Raw genomic sequence first — 19,436 nt, 5'->3', positions numbered from 1 at the left:
CCACCGCACGCGCCACGCTCCGCCCCCGCGCGCCGGCCCCGTCCCACCACCGCACGACGACCACGCCGTCGGTCAGCTGGCCGCCCATCGCCGCGGCGGCGTGCGCGGCGAGGCTGCTCTTGCCGACTCCGGGTCCGCCCACCACCGTCACCAGCCTGCTCTCGGCCAGCAGGCGGCGGAGCCTGGCCAGCTCCTCCGCGCGGCCCACAAGTCCGCCCCCGTGAAGACGCACGCGCCCTGTCCTCCTTGTCACGCTCGGGCCCTTCCACACCGCGAGCCCTGTTGCCCGCCCCATGCCGGACTCGCTGTGCAGAATCGTCACTGCACCGAGTTCGACAGATCCTCTAACTCCGCGCCCCGATCTGAGTTACGGGCCGAATGTCCGCGCCGGTCAGGCGGATCACCCGTCCCGCGCGTCCTCTTCTGATGTGACCAAGGACATGACGAAGGACACGGCGAAGGCCCCGACCGAGAACGGGCCGGGGAATGCGCCGGGGAATGCGCCGGAGAACAAGCCGGAGAACAAGCCGGAGAACAAGCCGGAGAACAAGCCGGAAAAACCCGCGCCGGAGCGGCTGTCCGCCGCGGAGACCTGGCGCGCGCTGTACGCGTACTTCCGCCCGCACCGCGCGGTCGTCGCGCTCGGCGCCCTGTGCACGCTGATCGGCGCCGCGACCGGCCTCGCCCAGCCGCTCGCCGCGAAGGCGCTGGTGGACCGGCTCGGCGGCGACCAGTCGACCGCGGGGATCCTCGTGGTCCTCACCGCCCTCGTGGTCCTCGGCACGGCGATCGAGTCCATCGGCGCGTACGTCCTTGAACGCACCGCCGAATCCGTGGTGCTCGCGGCCCGGCGCACCCTGATCGGGCGGCTGCTGCGGCTGCGCCTGCCCGAGGTGGAGCGGACCCAGCCGGGCGACCTGATGTCCCGGATCACGTCGGACACGACGCTGCTGCGCGCGGTCACCACGCAGTCCGTGGTGTCGGCGGTGGCGGGCGGGCTCAGCTTCCTCGCCACCATCGTGATGATGGGTCTGATGGACGCCGTGCTGCTCGGCGTCACGCTCGGGGTGATCGTGCTGATCGGCGGTGCGATGAGCCTGGTGATGCCCAAGATCGCGCGGTCGACGGAGCGGGCCCAGGAAGCGGTCGGCACGATCTCGACCGCGCTGGAGCGGGCGTTCGGCGCGTTCCGCACCCTCAAGGCGTCGGGCGCCGAGCAGCGGGAGACCGAGGTGGTGCAGGCGGCCGCGCAGGATGCGTGGCGGCACGGGGTGCGGTCGGCGAAGTGGCAGGCGGTGGCGTGGAGTTCGGTCGGACTCGCGGTGCAGGTGTCGTTCCTGGCGGTGCTCGGCATCGGCGGCGCGCGGGTCGCGTCCGGAGCGATCTCGATCTCGACGCTGGTGGCCTTCCTGCTGTTCCTCTTCTATCTGATCGACCCCGTCTCCCGGCTCGTCGAGGGCGTCACGCAGTACCAGGTCGGCTCGGCGGCCATCGCCCGCATCGTGCGCGCCGAGCGCCTGGAGACAGAGGACGTCCCGGGACCCGTGGACGGGCTCGTGGACGGGCCCGCCCAAGACGGTCCTGCCGCGGTCGCCTTCGAGGACGTGACCTTCCGCTACCGGGAGGGCCTTCCGTACGTCCATCACGGCGTGAGCTTCGAGATACCCGGCCCCGGCATGACCGCGTTCGTCGGCCCTTCGGGCGCGGGCAAGACCACCGTGTTCGGCCTCATCGAGCGGTTCTACGAGGCGTCGGGCGGACGTGTCCTGGTCGACGGCCGTGACGTACGCGAGTGGCCGCTGGCCGAACTGCGCGCCGCCATCGGGTACGTGGAGCAGGACGCGCCCGTCCTGGCGGGCACCCTGCGCGAGAACCTGGTCTTCGGGGCGCCCGACGCGACCGAGGCCGAGATCCGGGACGCGCTCGTACGCGCCCGCCTCGACACGCTGGTGGAGCGGCTGCCCGACGGCCTGGACACGCTGGTCGGCCACCGCGGCTCACAGCTGTCCGGCGGCGAACGCCAGCGGGTGGCGATCGCCCGGGCGATGCTGCGCAAGCCGCGTCTGCTGCTCCTGGACGAGGCGACCTCGCAGCTGGACGCCGTCAACGAACTGGCGTTGCGCGATGTCGTGGCCGAGCTGGCGCGGGAGGTGACGGTCCTCGTGGTGGCGCACCGGCTTTCCACGGTGACGCTGGCCGACCGCATCGTGGTGATGGACGCCGGAGTGGTGCGTGCGTCCGGCACCCACGCGGAGTTGGTGGCGGCCGATCCGCTGTACGGGGAGCTGGCGGCGACCCAGTTCCTGGCGGCGTCGGCGTGAACGGCGCCTGTTCGGCCGCCGGTTGGGGTGCGTAAAGATCTGGCTCCGCAGGTGATGGCGGGTATGGGACGGCGGGCATGAGCACCGTACGCAGAAGAGCGGAAATGTTCGTCGAGGCCGAGCGGGACGGGCGGTTGAACGCCCGCACCACCGGGGGCGAGCGGGAGATGCTCGCCGACTTTCTGACCGCGCAGCGCACGACGCTGGAGATGAAGTGCGCGGGCCTCCAGAGCGAGTTGTCCCGGCGTTCGGTCGCGCCGTCCACGCTGTCGCTCCTCGGCATCGTCCGGCATCTGGCCGAGGCGGAGCGCCGCTGGTTCCGGTGTGTCCTCGCGGGCGAGGAGGCACCGCCCCTGTTCGTCTCGGACACCCGCCCCGACCACGACTTCGAGGGCGCGGTGCCCGACCCCGCGGTGATCGCCGGGGCTTGGGAGGCCTGGCGTGCGGAGGTCGAGTTCGCCGACCGACTCGTCGCCGGTGCGCCCGATCTGGACATCGAGGGGGCGGACGGCTGGAAGGGGAAGGTGTCGCTGCGCTGGGTGCTGATCCACATGGTGGAGGAGTACGCGCGGCACAACGGCCACGCCGATCTGCTGCGGGAGCGGATCGACGGGGCGGTCGGCGTGTGAGCGTGCGCGGGGGGCTCAAGGGGCCGTTCCCGGCGTGACGTCGAGGACGGCCTTGCCGGAGATCCGCCGGTCAAGGAGCGCCCGCGCGGCCTCCGGGACTCGCTCCCAGGGGCCGCGCCAGTCGACCTCCGGGGAGAGCCGGCCCGCCGCGGTGAAGGCGAGCAGCGTGGCGAGGTCGGGCCCCACCTCGTGGACGTCTCCGAACGTACTCATGGTCTTCGGCGCACCGATGTGGAAGAGCGAGTAGGGGGCGAACACGGCGGGTTCGCCGGAGGCCCAGCCGATGTTCTGCACGCCCCCGCCGGAGGCGAGGAGCTCCCAGGCGGCCGTGAGCTGCGGCCCGCCCACGGTGTCCAGGACGAGGTCGACGGGGGCGTCGATCCCCTCCAGGCCGACCACCACCTCGTCGGCACCGAGTTCGGCGAGCCCCTTGCCGCGCTCCGGCGAGCCGACGGAGGCGATGACGTGCGCGCCGCCCAGCGCGGCCAGCTGCACCGCGTAGCGGCCCACACCGCCGGCCGCCCCGGTGATCAGCACCCGGTGGCCCAGGATGGGCCGCGAGCGCAGCGTCCGCAGGGCCGTGATGCCCGCCATCGGCAGCGCCGCGGCGTCGGCGAGGTCGACCCCGGCGGGCACTTCGGCCACCGCGGTGGTGTCCACGGCCATGCGCTGCGCCCACGCCCCGGCGCCGAATGCGGCGACGCGGCCGCCGACGCCGGGACCGGTGCCGTCGGCCGAGGCGCGCACGACGATCCCGGCGGCGTCATAGCCGTGCACGGTCCCGGGCGGCCGCTGCCCGGCGAAGGCGACCTCGCCGCGGTTGAGGGAGATGTGCCGTACGTCGAGCACCAACTGGCCTGCGGACGGCCGGGGTTCGGGGGCCTCGCCCAGGCGCAGGGAGCCGGGGGCGGCGGGGTCGACGACGAGCGCGCGCATGTCCATTAAGTACTCCTCGGGGCAGTGCAGAGCGGCAGGGCAGGACGGCATCACCCATGCGGACTGCCGGTCCGCTTGGGTCGGGGGTAATCTATCCGGACCAACAGCCCGCTTTCAATGAGGAGTTGACGTCATGGCGGAGCGCGCCGACGCGGCACGCAACCGCACGGCGGTCCTGCGCGCCACCGAACGCCTCCTGGTCGAGGGCGGCGGGGCACCCGTCTCGCTGGACCGGGTCGCGGCCCTGGCCGGCGTCGGGAAGGGCACGGTCTTCCGCCGCTTCGGCAGTCGCGCCGGGCTGCTCCAGGCACTCCTCGAAGAACGCTCACGCGAACTGCGCGAGGCTATCTCCCACGGACCCCCGCCGCTGGGTCCGGGCGCACCTCCCGGCGACCGGCTGCACGCCTTCCTCGACGGCCTGGGCGCGATCGCCGAAACCAACGCCATCCTGTTCTCCGCCCATGAACAGGCGTGTGCCGAGGACAAGTACGCCGACCCCAGCTTTCGCTTCTGGCACGGGCACCTCGGCTCCCTGCTGGCCGCCGAACGCCCCGACCTGGATGCCGATTTCCTCGCCCACGGCCTGCTGGCCCTCTTCGACGGAGCGCTGATCCGCCACGTGACCCCGCCCGACGACCCGCGCTACTTCACCCGCTCCGTCCAGCAGATGGCGACGGCCCTGCTCACCCGCCCGGCAGGACGCCCGTGACCACGCTTGACGACCTCGTACGCCCACAGCGTTACCCGCGCTCCTCCCGCTACGACCCGGCCTGACTGCTCGGCCTCGACATGGGCCCGAACTCGCTGTGGCTCCTGGAGAATCTGGCGCGGGACCTCGATCTGCGCCCCGGAATGCGGGTGCTCGATCTCGGCTCGGGCAAGGGGGCGCCGACGCGGTCGTGAGCATCGACGCCTTCGAGTACTTCGGCACGGCCGACGGCTACCTGCCCTACCTGTGGGCGATCACCGAACTCGTCACCGTCACCTCGGCGCGACTCCAACAGGACGGCTGTTGGGAGAAGGCCTGCCCCAGGTGAGCGACGGCTGACTCCGCCAGGGCGCGGACCGCCGGGTGCCAGGGGCGGGCGTGCGGCCCGGTCAGTACGAGACGGCGCGAGACATGGGGCCGCAGCGGCAACAGGACCAGATCGGCGGGGATCAGGGAGCGGGAGACCTGGGACAGGACGGTCACGCCAAGGCCGGCCTGCACCATGCTGATCAGCGTGGCCAGGTCCCGCACCCGGTGGGCGGGAGCGAAGTCGAGCCCCGCCAGCTCGTGGATCGTACGGATACGGACTTCGCAGCCGTTGGGGGAGATGAGGAACGGGTCGTCCTCCAGGTCGCGGATGTCCACGGCCGGTTCGTCGGCCAGCGGATGGTCGCGGGGCAGCAGGGCACGGTAGCCGTCCGTGGCGAGCGGGATGCCGGTGCCGGGCGGCGGGTCGATCACGATGCCGGCATCGGCCGCGCCGCTCTCCAGCCAGGCCGCCACTTCGGCGCTGTCCCCTTCGAAGGCCCGCACGGTGAGCCGCGGCAGATCCTGGCGCCAGCGCCGCAGCAGGCCGGGAACAAGACCCTGGCAGACGGTCGGTGTGGCGGCGAGCCGCACGGTGCCGGTCAGGGTCCGGGCGGCATCGGCCGCGATCCGCTCCACCGTCCGGGCCGCCGACAGCGCACTGCGCGCGTGCGGCAGGACCTGCTCGCCGAGCGCGGTGGCCCGCACCGGCGTGGCGCGGACGAGCAGCGGGGCGGCCAACTCGCGTTCCAGGGAGGCGACGGCGTGCGACACCGCGGACTGGCTCATGCCCAGTTCGTCGGCGGCCGCGCTGAAGCCGCCCGCGTCGACGACGGCGATGAAGGCCCTCAGCTGGGGGATGTTCACGGTCATGCGTGCGCCTCATATGCCTATGAAACCTATGCGTTGGCTCCATGGTGCCAGGCCCGCGAGGCTTGCTCCGTGCCGCCGAAACCGGCGGAACACCGAGCACGCGCAAGGAGAGTCATGCCGTACTTCCGGGTCACCGTCACCGACCCCGACCTGCCCGCCGACGTCCAGAGCGCCCTCGCCGAAGGGCTGACCCGCCTCGCCGTCACCTCCCTGGGCAAGTCGAGCGCGCGGACCGTCGTCCACATCAACCTGGTGCCGGGTGCTGCCTACTTCATCGACGGCAGGCCGCTGGCCGGCGTCCGTGACGCGCACGTGGAGGGCAGCATCACCGCGGGCACGAACAGCGGCGCGCAGAAGGCCACCTTCATCGCCGAGGCCGGTCAACTCCTGTCGCAGCTGCTCGGCCCGCTGCCCCGGGCCGGGGTCGCCCTGCACGAACTGCATCCGGAGAGCTACGGCTACGACGGAGTGACCCAGTTCGACTTCTACCGCCGGGACGCGGGCCGATAGGCAGCTTCGGTCGGCTTCTGGCTGCTTCAGGCGTTGAGGCGTACCAGCGTCTCGTGGAAGGAGACGGCCTGCTCGGGCGGCCGGTTGTGCGGGAGTTTGGCGAGCAGCACGGCCATGCCGCACGTGTTGGTGACGCCGGAGAAGACGAGCCCGGCGGCCACCGCTCCGGACAGCCAGTGCGCGGGCGGCCAGGCGAGGCCCGCCAGGAAGCCGAGCAGGACGAGCGATCCTGCGGCGAGCCGGACCTGCCGGTCCATCGGCCAGGTGGTGCGGGCCCCGGCGGGCCGCTCCACCGGGTGGCCGTCCGCGGCCCAGGCGCCGGTCCCGCCCGCCAGGGTGGCCGCTTCGACGCCGAGGTCGGCAAGGCGGGCGCAGCCCTTGGCGGAGCGGGCTCCGGAAGCGCAGACGACGAGCAGGGGTGTGCGCGCCGCCGCGGCCCGCAGGGCGTCGGCGGCCTCGTCCAGGCGGTCGAGCGGGACGTTGTGGGCGCCGGGCAGATGACCGCCCGCGTACTCGCCGGGGGTGCGGACGTCGATGACGGTGAACTCACCGGAACGCGCCGTGGCCTGGGCTGGGGTGAGGGTGCTCGGGTCGCTCACGGAACAATGCCTTTCGATGATTGGTTCCCCCCTCCAGGTAGAATACCCGTGGGGGTATGCGGAGGAGGACGTGTGGAACTCGACATGAGCGCCGACGAGCTGAAGTCGGCGCTGAACCGGCTTCGGCGGGCTCAGGGTCAGCTCGCGGGAGTGATCAGGATGATCGAGGAGGGCCGGGACTGCGAGGACGTCGTCACGCAGCTGGCCGCCGTCTCCCGTGCCCTGGACCGGGCCGGGTTCTCGATCATCGCGACGGGGCTGCAGCAGTGCATGACCAGCGAGGACCCGCAGGTGCGGGACTCCGCGCAGATGCGGGCCCGCCTGGAGAAGCTCTTCCTGTCGCTGGCCTGAGGCCCGCCGTCCCCGCCCGGCGTCGGGGCCGTTCCCTGCTGAGCGTCACAGCAGGACGCCGATCCCCATCGCCGCGGCGACGAACAGCAGCAGGCTGCCGAAGACACGCTGCAGGGTGCGGGGGGAGACCTTCGTACTCAACCGCCTGCCGTCCCAGGCGCCCAGGACCGCCGTCGCGATGAACGGCATGATCAGCGCCCAGTCCAGGGTGACGGCGGTGGTCGCCCGAGCCGCGAGGGCCACAAGGGCGTTGACGATGATGACCAGCAGGCTGGTGCCCACGGCCGCGCTCATCGGTACGGCGAGCGCGGCCACCAGGGCGGGCACGGCGAGGAAGCCGCCACCGACCCCGAGGAGGCCGGTCACCGCCCCAAGTCCTGCGCCCGCTCGCGCCGCGCGGGGCACCGACACCGTCCCGCCCTCCGGCGGCGTCCCGCGGCGCAGCATCCGCAGCGCGGCGAGCACCGCGAGGCCGGCGAAGGCCAGGGTCAGCGCGGTCGCGGGGATGCGCGCGGACAGGACTCCCGCCGCGGCGGCGGGCAGCAGTCCGGCCGCGGCGAACACGAGACCGGCCCGCCAGCGCACCGCTCCCGCCCGCGCGTGGGCCACCAGCGCGGCGAGCGAGGTGACGATCACGATGACCAGGCTCGCGGTGGTGGCCTCGGCCGGGCTGAAGCCAAGCAGGTAGATGAGGGCCGGGACGGTCAGGATGCTGCCGCCCGCCCCGAGCGTTCCCAGGGCCAGACCTACGAGAGCCCCAGCGATCAGGGCGAGTATCGGCGCGGTCATATGACGGTGCCCGCAGCCCCGGGCGCGTCCTGTCCGCCGGGTCCGCGCCAAGCCTCGTAACTACCAGGCCCGCTACCGGCCTCGTACGCCTCATGGGCATGGGGCAGCGTCCTCGTACATGTCCGCGTCGGGCGGTGCGCCCGCGCGGAGGGAGCGCGGCCGGGGCCGCGTGGGGAGATGAGCATGGTCGTGTTCCTCGGCAGCTCCTCGCGGGCCGGACCGGGTCGCCGCCCGGCCCGCAAGGCTGTGGGGTCAGTTGCGGGCGGGCGTGACGAGCGTGAGGCCGGCGTCGGCGGCGGCCGCGTAACCGTCGTCGACGGCCACCACCGCGCGGCCCGCGGCGTCCAGGACGGACGCGGCGATCGCCGCGCGCATGCCGCCGGCGCAGTGCACCCACACCGCACCCGCGGGCACCTCGTCCAGGCGCCGGTGGATCTCGTGGACCGGGATGTGCACGCTGCCCTCGAGCCAGCCGCCGGACCGCTCGCTCGCGCGGCGCACGTCGAGCACCACCGGGTCCGCACCCTGCTCGCGCGCGGCGGCCAGATCGGCGAACGTCGCCCGCCGGAACGACGCGAGCGGCGCCGTCCCGTCGGCCCACTCGGTTGGGGAGCCGGTGGCGGCCGCGGCCGGGCGGTCGATGCCCACGCGGGCCAACTCCCGCTGGGCGCGGGCGACATCCTCGGCGCTCTGCGCGAGCAGCGTCACCGGCTTGCCCCACGGGATCATCCACGCCAGGTAGGTCGCAAGACGACCGTCGACCTCGAAGTTGAACGACCCGGCCACATGCCCCTCGGCGAACGCCACCCGATGGCGCAGGTCCACGACCCACTCGCCCGCCGCGAGACGCCGCGCTATCTCGGCGGCGTCAGCACGCTCCGGTTCGGTCAGGTCCACGGGTGCCGGGCCCGCGGCATTGGCCGGACCCATGTGCGCGTAGTAGGCGGGTACGTCGTCCAGACCGGCCAGGAGATCGGCGACGAACGTCTCCACGTCCTGCACCAGGGCCGGGTTGGACACCTTCTCCGTGCCGATGGTGCTGCGTTCGCCGCCCCCGTCGGCCGACGAGCAGAAGCTGCCGAAGCCGTGCGTGGGCAGCACCGCCACCTCATCCGCCAGTTCGGCGGCGAGCCGGTGCGCGGAGGCGTGCTGCGCCCTGGCCAGCTCCTCGGTCAGCCGGGGCTCCACCAGATCCGGCCGCCCCACGCCGCCGATCAACAGTGATCCGCCGGTGAACGCGGCCACCGCCCGCCCGTTCTCCTCCAGGACGTACGAGGTGTGGTGCGGGGTGTGGCCCGGCGTGGCCACCGCCCGCAGCGTCAGCCCCTCGTCGACCTCCTCCACGTCCCCGTCGGCGACCGGCACCCGCGGATACGCCACGGATGCACCGGCGGGCACGAGATAGCGGGCGCCGGTGAGGCGGGCCAGCTCGAGACCGCCGGTCACGTAGTCGTTGTGCACGTGCGTCTCGGCGACGGCGACGATCCGAACGCCGCGCAGGGCGGCCGCGGCGATCACCCGGTCGATGTCGCGCGGCGGGTCCAGCACGACCACCGCGCGGGACCCGCCCGCCAGGTAACTCCGGTTGCCCAGACCCTCGGTCTCCAGGACGTCGGCAAAGAACACGGCACACTCCCTCGTCACACTTTTTACCCCCCGGGGTATCTCTCTTCACCGTAACAGAAATACCCAGGGGGGTATTTTCGGCCAGGTCGGGTGCGCCGTACGCCACTGTCTGACGCCGGAGCGGCGGGAGCGACTCGAGGTGGCGCGCCAGGACGCCGGGGCGGCGTGAGCGAGGTCAGCGCGGCCGCGACGGCCGTGGCCGCGAACGCCGTCTGGAGGCCCAGATGGTCGGCGACCTGGCCGAGCAGGGCAGGGCCGGTGATGGTGCCGAGGCCGAGCGCAAGGACGGTGGCCGTGAAGCCGGGGGTGGGGCGGTCGGGGAAGACGCGGTAGCTCCACACGGCGAGGAGGCCGGAACCCGCCATGAAGCAGGGGCCGTAGAGGAGGGCGGAGAGGAGGGCCGCGGGCAGGGAGGCGCCGGAGAAGTGGGTCGCGGTCAGCAGGGCCGCGGCCGCGGCGAGGCCCGCGAACAGGCCGCGGTGGACACGGCGAAGCCCGAACCGGTCGATGGCGGGCCCGGTCAGGACGCCGAGCGTGCCCGCCAGGCCGATCAGCGTCCAGAACAGGGGTGCGGTCGCCGCGGAGCTCGTCCCCGCGTGGTCGGAGACGGCCTCGGCGGCGAAGGCCCAGTAGACGGCGCCGACAAGACCGTAGGAGAAGGCGGTCGTGTAGAGGGGGAGGGCGGGGCGCCGGGCGAGCCAGCCCAGGCCCGGACGCGGGGAGGGCCGCCCCGCTGTGGCGTCGGCGCGGTCCGTCGCCGGGCGCGCGCGGCCGCCGCCCGGCAGGACGCGGGCGTTGGCGAGCGTGGCCAGGAGCGCCGCGGCGGCGAAGGCGAGCCAGACTTGGCGCCAATGCCCGCCCTGGGCGGCCAGCGTCAGCGGCCCCGCGAGAGCCACGGCGAAGGCGGTGCCGGTGGCGATCGCCCCCATGGCCCGTTCGCGCTGGTCCGGGGGGAGTGTGCGGTCCACGGCGTCGGAGTAGGGGGCCCACACCCACCCGGGGCTCGTCCCGGCCAGGACAAGACCGGCGGTCAGCGTGAGCGGCCCGTCGGCCCAGGCCACCAGCGCCATTCCGGCTGCCGCTGACAGACCGCCCGCGACGACCAAGGGGCGCGGTCCAAGGCGGGTGACCAGGGCGCCGACCAGCAGCAGGGCGGCGATGTAACCGAGATAGCCGGCGCTGGCGATGAGTCCGACCAGGGCGAGCGGCAGATCGAAGGCGCGCCGGAACTCGGGGAGGAAAAGACCGTAGCCGTAGCGGGCGAAGCCGAAGGTGACACCGACCGCGGCCATCCCGGCCAGGCTGACCCGCCACTGCACGGGCATCCGCCCCGCCCGTCGCTCCTGCCTCATGACCTGCCGCCTTCCTGGCTGTGTGCGCTCGCAGTGATCAGCCTGCGGCGAGGCCTCCTCCACGACCAGTGGCGTAAACGTCAGGGTCCACTAGATTTACGACATGGCTTCCGACCGGCAGGCACACACCTCCCGCCCCGCAGGCACCTCTAGCCCCTCCGTCCCCGCCCTGCGCGTGGCCGTCGCGCTCCTTTCGCCGTCCTCCCTCTTCGAACTGGCCGTGCCCTGCGCGGTGTTCGGCCAGGACCGGGGCGAGATCCCGTCCCCGGGATACGACTTGGCGTTGTGCCAGACCGTCCCGGGCGCTCACGACGCCGTCGGTGGGCTGCGCCTCGAGAGCTCCCACGGCCTCGAGACCCTGGCCGAGGCGGACCTGGTGATCGTCCCCGCGTGTGTGATGGGGGAGTACGAGCCGCCCGCCCCGCTCCTCGACGCGCTGCGGGCGGCGCACGCGGGCGGGGCGCGCGTGGCATCGCTGTGCTCGGGGGTGTTCGTCCTTGCGGCTGCCGGTCTGCTGACGGGCCGCGAGGTGGCCACCCACTGGATGTACGCCGACGAACTGCGCAGCCGCCACCCGGAAGTGACGGTCAACGACCGAGCCCTCTACATCGACGACGGAGACATCCTGACCAGCGCGGGCACCGCCGCCGCGATCGACCTGTGCCTGCACATCGTGCGCCGCGACCACGGCGCGGCGGTGGCGGCGGAGGTGGGCCGGCGGATGGTGGTGGCCCCGCACCGTGAGGGCGGCCAGGCGCAGTACGCCCGCCCCAGGACCGCCGCCGCGGCTTCGCCCGCCGCGGGTACGGGACTTGCCCCGGTCCTGGACTGGACGCTCGCCCGGCTGCACGAGCCGCTGGCCGTCGCCGACCTCGCGGGCCGAGCGGGCATGAGCGTACGCACCTTCGAACGCCACTTCGCCCGCGAGGTGGGCACCACCCCGTTGCGCTGGCTCAATCAGCAGCGCGTCACGCACGCCCGCACCCTGCTCGAGACCACCGACCTGCCGGTCGACGCCGTCGCCGAACGCAGCGGCCTCGGCACGGGAGACGGCCTGCGGCAGCACTTCCACCGCCTGATGGGCACGACTCCGGCGGCCTACCGGCGCACCTACCGGGGGACACCGGGCTGACGGGCGGTCCGGCTCCCTTCTCCGGAGGCCGGAACGCCTGCCGCGTCGGTGATCGGCGCGACGGGCGTGTCGGCGGCCCGCACCCAGCGCGGCCCGTCCACCCCGTACACGGCACGGGGCTCCGGGAACGCCGCGAGCAGGACGAGATACACGATCGCCGCCACGGCCGCGCCCAGCGGCAGGCTGATGTCGGCGCCGCCCGAGAGATCGCCGAGCGGCCCGACGAACTGCCCGGGGATGTTGGTGAACAGCACGCCGGTCACCGCGCCGGTCCACCAGGCCGACATGCCCCGCCAGTTCCAGCCGCGCGTGAACCAGTAGCGGCCGCCGTGCCGGCGGCGGGTGAAGACCTGGAGTGCCTCGGGGTCGTACCAGCCGCGCCGGGTGACATAGCCGAGCATCATCACGATCATCCACGGCACCGTGCAGGTGATGATCATCGTGGCGAAGGTGGAGATCGCCTGGACCAGGTTGAAGCCGAATCGTCCTACGAAGATGAACGCGATGGACAGCACGCCGATCAGGACGGTGGCGCGCACCCGGCTGAGCCTTGGGAAGACCGAGGAGAAGTCGAGGCCGGTGCCGTACAGCGCGGTCGTCCCGGTCGACATGCCGCCGATCAGCGCGATCAGACAGACCGGCAGGAAGTACCAGTCGGGCGCGATCGCGAGCAGCCCGCCGACGAAATTGGGGGCGGCCGGGTCCAGATACTTCGGGGCCCGCTCGGCGATGATCGCCGCCGTCGCCAGGCCGAAGCCGAACGGCAGCACCGTGGCGAGCTGCGAGAGGAACGCCGCGCCCATCACCCTGCGGCGCGGCGTCTCGGCCGGGATGTAGCGGGCCCAGTCGCCCAGGAACGCGCCGAAGGAGACCGGGTTGGACAGCACGATCAGCGCGGCGCCGATGAAGGAGGGCCAGTACAGGTCCTGGGTGGCCCGGTCGGCGTCCGGGGTGAAGACACCGGCGTACGAAGGATCGAAGTCACCGGCGAAGGCGAAGAGGCCGAGGACGAACAACAAGGTCGCGGCGATCACCGCGACCTTGTTGACGAGCAGCATGAAGCGGAACCCGTAGACGCACACGGCGAGCACAAGGACGGCGAAGACGGCGTACGCACAGCCGTACGCGAGGTCGCTCTCCGGCACGCCGAGCAGCCGGTGCGCCCCGCCGATGAGCGCGTCGCCCGAGCTCCACACCGACAGCGAGAAGAACGCCACGGCGGTGAGCAGGGAGAGGAAGGACCCGACGATCCTGCCGTGCACCCCCAGATGCGCCGACGAGGAGACGGCGTTGTTCGTGCCGTTGCGCGGCCCGAAGACCGCCATCGGGGCAAGCAGCAGGGAGCCGGTGAGCAGCCCGAGGAGCATCGCCGCGAGCCCCTGCCAGAAGGAGAGCCCGAACAGGATGGGGAACGCGCCGAGCACACACGTGGCGAAGGTGTTCGCGCCACCGAACGCGAGCCGGAACAGATCGAGCGGCCCGGCGGTGCGATCCGCGTCCGGGATGCGTTCGACCCCGTGCGTCTCGACCTGGGTGACGGACGGCGGCGAATCCTTGGACACAGGCAGCTCCCTGGAAGGCGGCAACACGGCGCGCTGGATGCGGTGTTGGAGGTGCAGGGAACGTAGACGCCGCGGGCCGCACCGCACCAGTGCCGGATTCGCACTGCTTACGGCGGTGTGATGGACGATTCGCACACTCACCGGGCGGGGGCATCGCCCCGCGAGACCGCCTCGCGAAGCCGCCGTGCGCACGCGGCGCCGGGATCACCCGGCAGCAGAAGCGAGTTCGCGGACCACGGTCATGTCGTCGAAGGGCAGGAGCAGTTCGCCGACGATCTGGTGGGGCTCGCTGCCCTTGCCCGCGACCAGGACGACGTCGCCGGGACGTGCGGCGGACAGCGCGCACGCGATCGCCGCGCGACGGTCGGCCACACGGTGGAAGGGTGTCGCGGTGGACGTCAGGCCGGGGACGATCTGGTCCAGGATGCGGTCGGGGTCCTCGTCGCGCGGATTGTCCGTGGTGAGGACGCACAGGTCGGAGTGGCGGCCGGCTATCTCGCCCATCAGGGCACGCTTGGTGGTGTCACGGTCGCCGCCGCAGCCGAAGACGGTGATCACCGACCCGGTGGCGAAACCGCGGATCGTGGCGAGGACCTTCTCCAGCGAGTCGGGGGAGTGCGCGTAGTCGACGATCACACAGACGCCCCGCACGGTGGTGAAGCGCTCCAGTCGGCCCGGCGTCGGCGGCATCCGGTCCAAGGCCTCGACGAGCGCCGGGAGTTCATGCCCGAGCAGATGGCACGCCGCGAGGGCGGCGAGCGCGTTGGACACCGAGAAGCGGCCCGGGACCGGGATCGCGGCAGGATACTTGCGGCCGTCGTGATGCAGTGTGAAGCGACTGCCCACGGCGTCCACGACCAGATCGCTCGCCCGGTAGTCGGCCGGCGCGTCCAGGCCGTAGGTGGTCACGGCGCCCGGCATCAGGGCGAGGATCTCGGCGCTGACGGGGTCGTCGGCGTTGGCCACCGCACGGTCGCACAGCCCGCCGAAGAGGCGCAGCTTGGCGTCCTTGTAGTGCGCCATGGTCCCGTGGTCGTCCAGGTGATCCTGGGTGAGATTGGTGAACACGCCGATGTCGACGGGCACATGGTCGAGGCGCCGCTGCACCAGACCCATGGACGTGGCCTCAAGGACCACCCCGGCCGTGCCCCGGTCACGCATCTGCCCGAGCAGGTAGTGGAGGTCCGGCGACTCCGGGGTGCTCAGCACCGACCGCGGCATCGGGATCCGCTCCTGACCGATCCGGCTGCCCGAGGTGCCGATCACCCCCACCTTCGCGCCCTCCGCAAGACGGAGAGCCGACTCGACCATGTACGAGACCGAGGTCTTGCCGTTCGTACCGGTGATCGCCACGACATCCATCGCACGCCCCGGCTCCCCGTAGTAACGGGAGGCGGCGAGCGAGGCCGCGACCCGCGTGTCGGCCACACGGACCACGCAAGCCTGCCCGGCCGCCCCGTCCGCCGACACCCAGCCGCCCTCGACGAGCACCGCCACCGCTCCCCGCTCAAGGGCCCGCGCGACGCCCCCGGGCCCGCCCTCCTCCTGCCCGGGAACGGCGATGTACAGCGAGCCGGATCTGACCCGCCCGGCGTCAAGGGTGATCCCCGCGGTGACCGGCACCCCCGGGTCACCGTGCAGAACGTCGTGGTCGTGCCCATGGAGCAGTGCGCTGAGCTTCATAACTGTCCCCTCGAAGGCGGCCGGCGGCACGCCGCGCAGGCCCGGCCTGACGGGCGAGGGCGACGGTGAACCGGAATCCGCGGTGTGACGCGTTGGGCGAGCAGGCCCCGCAGGGGGATATCTGCGTGCGGGCCGAGGGCCAGGACGGCCGAGGATCGCTACCTGTGTGCCGCACGGCCGGCCGGTCGCGTCGGACACGGGATCCGGGCCGTGGAGGGCTGACCACAGGTGGCCGGGCGGAGCAGGGGCCTGCCCGACACCGCTTCAGTGTACGTCCGCCCCGGCCGGCCGCCGCCGTGTCGGAAACCCGCTGGTTCCGGGGCTCCCGTCCTTCCTGCGATCACGACTCTCGGCCCGGCGGCGTCGACGGCTCCGAAGTGATCGAGGCGCCGGCCGTGTCCGGCAGCGACTGACCTGCCTGGTACGTGTCTCTCAACTGCCGTTATCCGTCACCCTCTTGACGTGAATACGTCACTCGGTATGGTCTAGGCCAACGGCGGCGGGAGTCATTCCGGATAACCGCGGCTCCGGTGTGCCGGTGCGCTCCTTGCCGCTCAGCCCCCCCACCACGCGGCGGTCGGCCGTGCCCCCGGCATGCCTCCGTCCGCCCAAGGAGTGATCGCTCATGCGTTCTCGTGTCCTCGCCGCCGCGCTGACCGCCACGGCCGCCGTCGCCGCCCTCACCGTGCTGACCCTCGCCCCCAACGCCTCCGCCGAGAAGACGGACGCGGGGGAGCGGGCCGCCGCGGAATTCATCGTCAGCGAGGCCCAGTTCAACCAGATGTTCCCGAACCGGAACTCCTTCTACACCTACAGCGGCCTCACGGACGCGCTCAGCGCCTATCCCGAGTTCACCGGGACGGGCAGCGACGCCGTGCGCAAGCAGGAGGCAGCGGCCTTCCTGGCGAACGTCAGTCACGAGACGGGCGGACTGGTCCACGTCGTCGAGCAGAACACCGCCAACTACCCGCACTACTGCGACAGTTCCCAGCCCTATGGCTGCCCCGCGGGCAACGACAAGTACTACGGGCGCGGCCCGATCCAGCTCAGCTGGAACTTCAACTACAAGGCGGCGGGCGACGCCCTGAACATCGACCTCCTGAACAACCCTGACCTCGTCCAGAATGATCCGGCCGTGGCGTGGAAGACCGGCCTCTGGTACTGGAACACGCAGAACGGGCCGGGAACGATGACGCCGCACAACGCCATGGTCAACAGCGCGGGCTTCGGCGAGACCATCCGCAGCATCAACGGCAGCCTGGAATGCGACGGGAAGAACCCGGAGCAGGTGCAGAGCCGGATCAACAACTACACCCGTTTCGCCGACGTACTCGGCGTCGCCCCCGGTGGCAACCTCAGCTGCTGACCCGGCGTCACGGCTTTCGCCGTCTGCCGCACCGGCTATGCGCGTGAAGCCGACGCGGCAGAACGGCGATTTTCGGCCAAGGTTAGTGCAGCGCTCAACAGGAGGCCAGGACAGGGCTGGTTGGGCCGCCACGTGATCAATAGCCTGGTGCGCACCCCCTGTCACTGACCAAGGAGCTTCATGTCCACCGCGCAGCAGATCCCCGACATCCTCTCGCCGGAGTTCGCCGAGAACCCCTATCCGGCCTACCAGGCGATGCGGGAGAGCGCGCCGCTGCTGTGGCACGAGGCGACACAGAGCTGGATCGTCTCGCGGTACGCGGATGTCGAGCGCGTGTTCAAGGACAAGAGCTCGCAGTTCACCACCGACAACTACGACTGGCAGATCGAGCCGGTACACGGCAAGACGATCCTCCAGCTCAGCGGCCGGGAACACTCGGTGCGCCGGGCCCTGGTCGCACCCGCCTTCCGCGGCAGCGACCTCCAGGAGAAATTCCTGCCCGTCATCGAGCGCAACTCCCGCGAACTCATCGACGCCTTCCGGCACACCGGCACGGTGGACCTGGTCGCGGACTACGCAACGCGCTTCCCCGTCGACGTGATCGCCGACATGCTCGGCCTGGACAAGGCCGACCACGCGCGCTTCCACGGCTGGTACACCACCGTCATAGCCTTCCTCGGCAACCTTGCGGGCGACCCGGACGTCGCGGCGGCCGGTGAACGGACCCGCGTCGAGTTCGCCGAGTACATGTTCCCGATCATCCGGGAGCGCCGCGACAACCTCGGTGACGATCTGCTGTCCACCCTCTGCGCCGCCGAGGTCGACGGCGTACGCATGAGCGACGAGGACATCAAGGCCTTCTGCAGCCTGCTGCTCGCCGCCGGCGGCGAGACCACCGACAAGGCGATCGCCAGCATCTTCGCCAACCTCCTGACCCACCCCGAGCAGTTGGCGGCCGTCCGCGAGGACCGCACGCTGATCGCCCGCGCCTTCGCCGAGACACTGCGCCACACCCCGCCCGTCCACATGATCATGCGCCAGTCGGCCACCGAAGTGGAGCTCACCGGCGGCACGATCCCGGCCGGGGCCACCGTCACCTGCCTGATCGGCTCGGCCAACCGCGACGAGCAGCGTTACGCAGAGCCCGACCGCTTCGACATCTTCCGCGACGACCTGACCACCACGACCGCGTTCTCCGCCGCCGCCGACCATCTCTCCTTCGCGCTCGGCCGGCACTTCTGCGTGGGCGCGCTCCTTGCCAAGGCCGAGGTCGAGACCGGCGTCGGTCAACTCCTGGACGCGATGCCCGATGTGCGGCTCGCCGACGGCTTCGACCCGGTCGAGCAAGGGGTGTTCACCCGCGGACCGCAGTCCCTGCCGGTGCGGTTCACCCCCGTCACCGCCTGATCCGGCGGGGCGCCGCCCGTTCCCGCGGGCGGCGCCGTCCCTCCGTGCGCCACCGGCGTGAACTGCACCGGCAGCGACGTCAGACCCCGCATCCAGATGGACGGACGCCACGTCAACTCCTGCGGCTCCACCGCGAGTACGAGGTCGGGCAGCCGCTCCAGGAGCGTCTCCACGGCCGTACGGGCGATGACATCGGCGAGCAGCGGCGCGGGGTACGGGCAGCGGTGCTCGCCGTGACTGAAGGACAGGTGCGCGGAGTTCTCCGGGCCCACATGCGACTCGGGCCAGATCTGCGGGTCGGTGTTGGCCGCGGCGAGGCCGAGCACCAGACAGTCGCCCGCCCGGATCTGCCGCCCGCCGAGCTGGGTGTCGCGCACCGCCCAGCGGCCGATGAAGTTCTGCGTCGGGGTGTCGAGCCACAGCACCTCGTTCAGCGCCTCGCCCACGCTCAGGCGCCCGCCGGACACATTCAGCGCGAACCGCTCGTCGGTCAGCATCAGCCGCAGCGTGTTGCAGATCCAGTTGGCCGTCGGCTGCTGGGCCGCCGCGATGATCGAGATCAGGTCCTGGACGATCTCCTCGTCGGTCAGGCCCGCCGGGTGCAGCAGCATCCGCGAGGTGACGTCCGCACCCGGCTTCTCCCGCTTCTCCTTGACCAGTTGCTGGATCCGCTCCCCGACGCGCATGTACGCCGCCACCGGGTCGTCGCCCTCCGCCGCGTCCAGCGAGATCCGCAGATCGTCCACCAACCGCTGGGTGTCCGTGCCCGTGTGCGGCATGCCGCACATCTGCACCGCCGCCCGCATCGGCAGCGCGTGCGCGTACGCGCTCATCAGCTCCGCCTGGCCGCTGCCCGCGAACTCACCGATCAGCCGGTCCGCGATCCGGCCGCTGTCCCGCGCGAGCTCGAACTGGTCGACCCCCTCGAGCGCCTCCGTGATCACGCCCGCGCGCCGCCGGTGCTCCTCGCCCTCGGTGAAAAGGACCGACGGCTGATAGCCGACGAACGGAAGCAGCGGCCAGTCGGCGGGAATGTGCTCCCACTGGTTCCAGCGCCGCGAGTCGCGGGCGAACAGCTCGTCGTGGCCGGTCACATAGCTGACCTCGGAGTAGCCGAGCACCAGCCACGCGGGCACGTCCCCGTCCAGGAGCACGGGCGCCACCGAGCCGTGCTCTTTGCGCAGGCTGCGATAAAGCTGGGAGGGCGTCTGCTGGTACTCCAGGCCGCCCAGGCGCACGGCGCCCGCGTGGGCGGGGCAGCCAGGGGGCGGGCTCTGCTCGGGGG

The 19,436-nt window shown here is 72.2% G+C and carries 17 protein-coding genes and 2 pseudogenes; 9 read left to right on the top strand and 10 right to left on the bottom strand.

What is annotated here, in order from left to right:
- Nucleotides 1-232, bottom strand: a 232-nt coding sequence (locus E2651_RS27105) for an AAA family ATPase (protein ID WP_167828904.1), incomplete at its 3' end; no start/stop codon positions are given.
- A 208-nt stretch (nt 233-440) separates the two neighbouring features.
- On the opposite strand from E2651_RS27105, the gene E2651_RS27100 reads away from it, so the two are divergent.
- Together E2651_RS27100 and E2651_RS27095 are read left to right on the top strand one after the other, a co-directional pair.
- Nucleotides 441-2,321, top strand: a complete 1,881-nt coding sequence (locus E2651_RS27100; RefSeq protein ID WP_135333851.1) for an ABC transporter ATP-binding protein — start codon at nt 441-443, stop codon at nt 2,319-2,321.
- Nucleotides 2,322-2,398: 77 nt separating this feature from the next.
- Nucleotides 2,399-2,950 (top strand): DinB family protein, encoded by a 552-nt coding sequence (locus E2651_RS27095; RefSeq protein ID WP_209446250.1) that lies wholly within the window; start codon nt 2,399-2,401, stop codon nt 2,948-2,950.
- 15 nt (nt 2,951-2,965) lie between these two features.
- On the opposite strand, the gene E2651_RS27090 is transcribed toward E2651_RS27095, so the two are convergent.
- Nucleotides 2,966-3,886: a zinc-binding dehydrogenase gene (locus E2651_RS27090; protein ID WP_209446252.1), complete on the bottom strand. Its 921-nt coding sequence runs from the start codon at nt 3,884-3,886 to the stop codon at nt 2,966-2,968.
- 133 nt (nt 3,887-4,019) lie between these two features.
- On the opposite strand from E2651_RS27090, the gene E2651_RS27085 reads away from it, so the two are divergent.
- Together E2651_RS27085 and E2651_RS27080 are read left to right on the top strand one after the other, a co-directional pair.
- Nucleotides 4,020-4,595 carry a TetR/AcrR family transcriptional regulator gene (locus tag E2651_RS27085; RefSeq protein ID WP_135333848.1) on the top strand — a complete coding sequence of 192 codons (576 nt, stop codon included), beginning with the start codon at nt 4,020-4,022 and terminating at the stop codon, nt 4,593-4,595.
- Nucleotides 4,592-4,842 (top strand): annotated as a pseudogene (locus tag E2651_RS27080) (SAM-dependent methyltransferase); the annotation flags it as partial. The gene E2651_RS27085 and the pseudogene E2651_RS27080, both read left to right, overlap by 4 nt.
- Here E2651_RS27080 and E2651_RS27075 read toward each other — a convergent pair.
- Nucleotides 4,836-5,774 (bottom strand): LysR family transcriptional regulator, encoded by a 939-nt coding sequence (locus E2651_RS27075; protein WP_135333847.1) that lies wholly within the window; start codon nt 5,772-5,774, stop codon nt 4,836-4,838. The pseudogene E2651_RS27080 and the gene E2651_RS27075 overlap by 7 nt on opposite strands.
- 114 nt (nt 5,775-5,888) lie before the next feature.
- Here E2651_RS27075 and E2651_RS27070 point away from each other — a divergent pair, with 114 nt between their 5' ends.
- Nucleotides 5,889-6,284, top strand: a complete 396-nt coding sequence (locus E2651_RS27070; RefSeq protein WP_135333846.1) for a hypothetical protein — start codon at nt 5,889-5,891, stop codon at nt 6,282-6,284.
- Between the two features lie 26 nt (nt 6,285-6,310).
- Here E2651_RS27070 and E2651_RS27065 read toward each other — a convergent pair whose 3' ends face one another.
- Nucleotides 6,311-6,883, bottom strand: a complete 573-nt coding sequence (locus tag E2651_RS27065; protein WP_135333845.1) for a rhodanese-like domain-containing protein — start codon at nt 6,881-6,883, stop codon at nt 6,311-6,313.
- Nucleotides 6,884-6,955: 72 nt separating this feature from the next.
- Between E2651_RS27065 and E2651_RS27060 the strand changes: the two genes are divergently transcribed.
- Complete coding sequence (locus E2651_RS27060; protein ID WP_135333844.1) at nt 6,956-7,234, top strand: metal-sensitive transcriptional regulator; 279 nt, start codon at nt 6,956-6,958, stop codon at nt 7,232-7,234.
- A gap of 45 nt (nt 7,235-7,279) precedes the next feature.
- Here the strand turns inward: E2651_RS27060 and E2651_RS27055 are convergent, their stop codons facing one another.
- From E2651_RS27055 to E2651_RS27045, 3 genes are all read right to left on the bottom strand, one after another.
- A complete protein-coding gene (locus E2651_RS27055; protein ID WP_135333843.1) occupies nt 7,280-8,023 on the bottom strand; it encodes a sulfite exporter TauE/SafE family protein in 744 nt (247 codons plus the stop codon).
- Nucleotides 8,024-8,275: 252 nt separating this feature from the next.
- On the bottom strand, nt 8,276-9,649 hold the full coding sequence (locus tag E2651_RS27050; protein ID WP_135333842.1) for an MBL fold metallo-hydrolase: 1,374 nt from the start codon (nt 9,647-9,649) through the stop codon (nt 8,276-8,278).
- 23 nt (nt 9,650-9,672) lie between these two features.
- Nucleotides 9,673-11,001 (bottom strand): MFS transporter, encoded by a 1,329-nt coding sequence (locus tag E2651_RS27045; protein WP_135333841.1) that lies wholly within the window; start codon nt 10,999-11,001, stop codon nt 9,673-9,675.
- A 103-nt stretch (nt 11,002-11,104) separates the two neighbouring features.
- On the opposite strand from E2651_RS27045, the gene E2651_RS27040 reads away from it, so the two are divergent.
- Nucleotides 11,105-12,133 (top strand): helix-turn-helix domain-containing protein, encoded by a 1,029-nt coding sequence (locus tag E2651_RS27040; RefSeq protein ID WP_135333840.1) that lies wholly within the window; start codon nt 11,105-11,107, stop codon nt 12,131-12,133.
- Here the strand turns inward: E2651_RS27040 and E2651_RS27035 are convergent.
- Together E2651_RS27035 and E2651_RS27030 are read right to left on the bottom strand one after the other, a co-directional pair.
- A complete protein-coding gene (locus tag E2651_RS27035; protein WP_245239256.1) occupies nt 12,112-13,695 on the bottom strand; it encodes a cytosine permease in 1,584 nt (527 codons plus the stop codon). The genes E2651_RS27040 and E2651_RS27035 overlap by 22 nt on opposite strands.
- Before the next feature lie 204 nt (nt 13,696-13,899).
- On the bottom strand, nt 13,900-15,378 hold the full coding sequence (locus E2651_RS27030; RefSeq protein ID WP_135333838.1) for a UDP-N-acetylmuramoyl-L-alanyl-D-glutamate--2,6-diaminopimelate ligase: 1,479 nt from the start codon (nt 15,376-15,378) through the stop codon (nt 13,900-13,902).
- Between the two features lie 625 nt (nt 15,379-16,003).
- Between E2651_RS27030 and E2651_RS27025 the strand changes: the two genes are divergently transcribed.
- Together E2651_RS27025 and E2651_RS27020 are read left to right on the top strand one after the other, a co-directional pair.
- Complete coding sequence (locus E2651_RS27025) at nt 16,004-16,744, top strand: chitinase (protein WP_135333837.1); 741 nt, start codon at nt 16,004-16,006, stop codon at nt 16,742-16,744.
- Between the two features lie 180 nt (nt 16,745-16,924).
- Nucleotides 16,925-18,145, top strand: a pseudogene (locus E2651_RS27020) (cytochrome P450); the annotation flags it as partial.
- Here the strand turns inward: E2651_RS27020 and E2651_RS27015 are convergent.
- Nucleotides 18,031-19,436 (bottom strand): cytochrome P450 (locus tag E2651_RS27015; RefSeq protein ID WP_245239254.1); only part of this gene is annotated, 1,406 nt, incomplete at its 5' end. The pseudogene E2651_RS27020 and the gene E2651_RS27015 sit on opposite strands and share 115 nt — an antisense overlap.

This window comes from Streptomyces sp. MZ04 (assembly GCF_004684775.1).
GTDB lineage: Bacteria > Actinomycetota > Actinomycetes > Streptomycetales > Streptomycetaceae > Streptomyces.
This window is presented reverse-complemented; position numbering and strand designations above follow the sequence as displayed.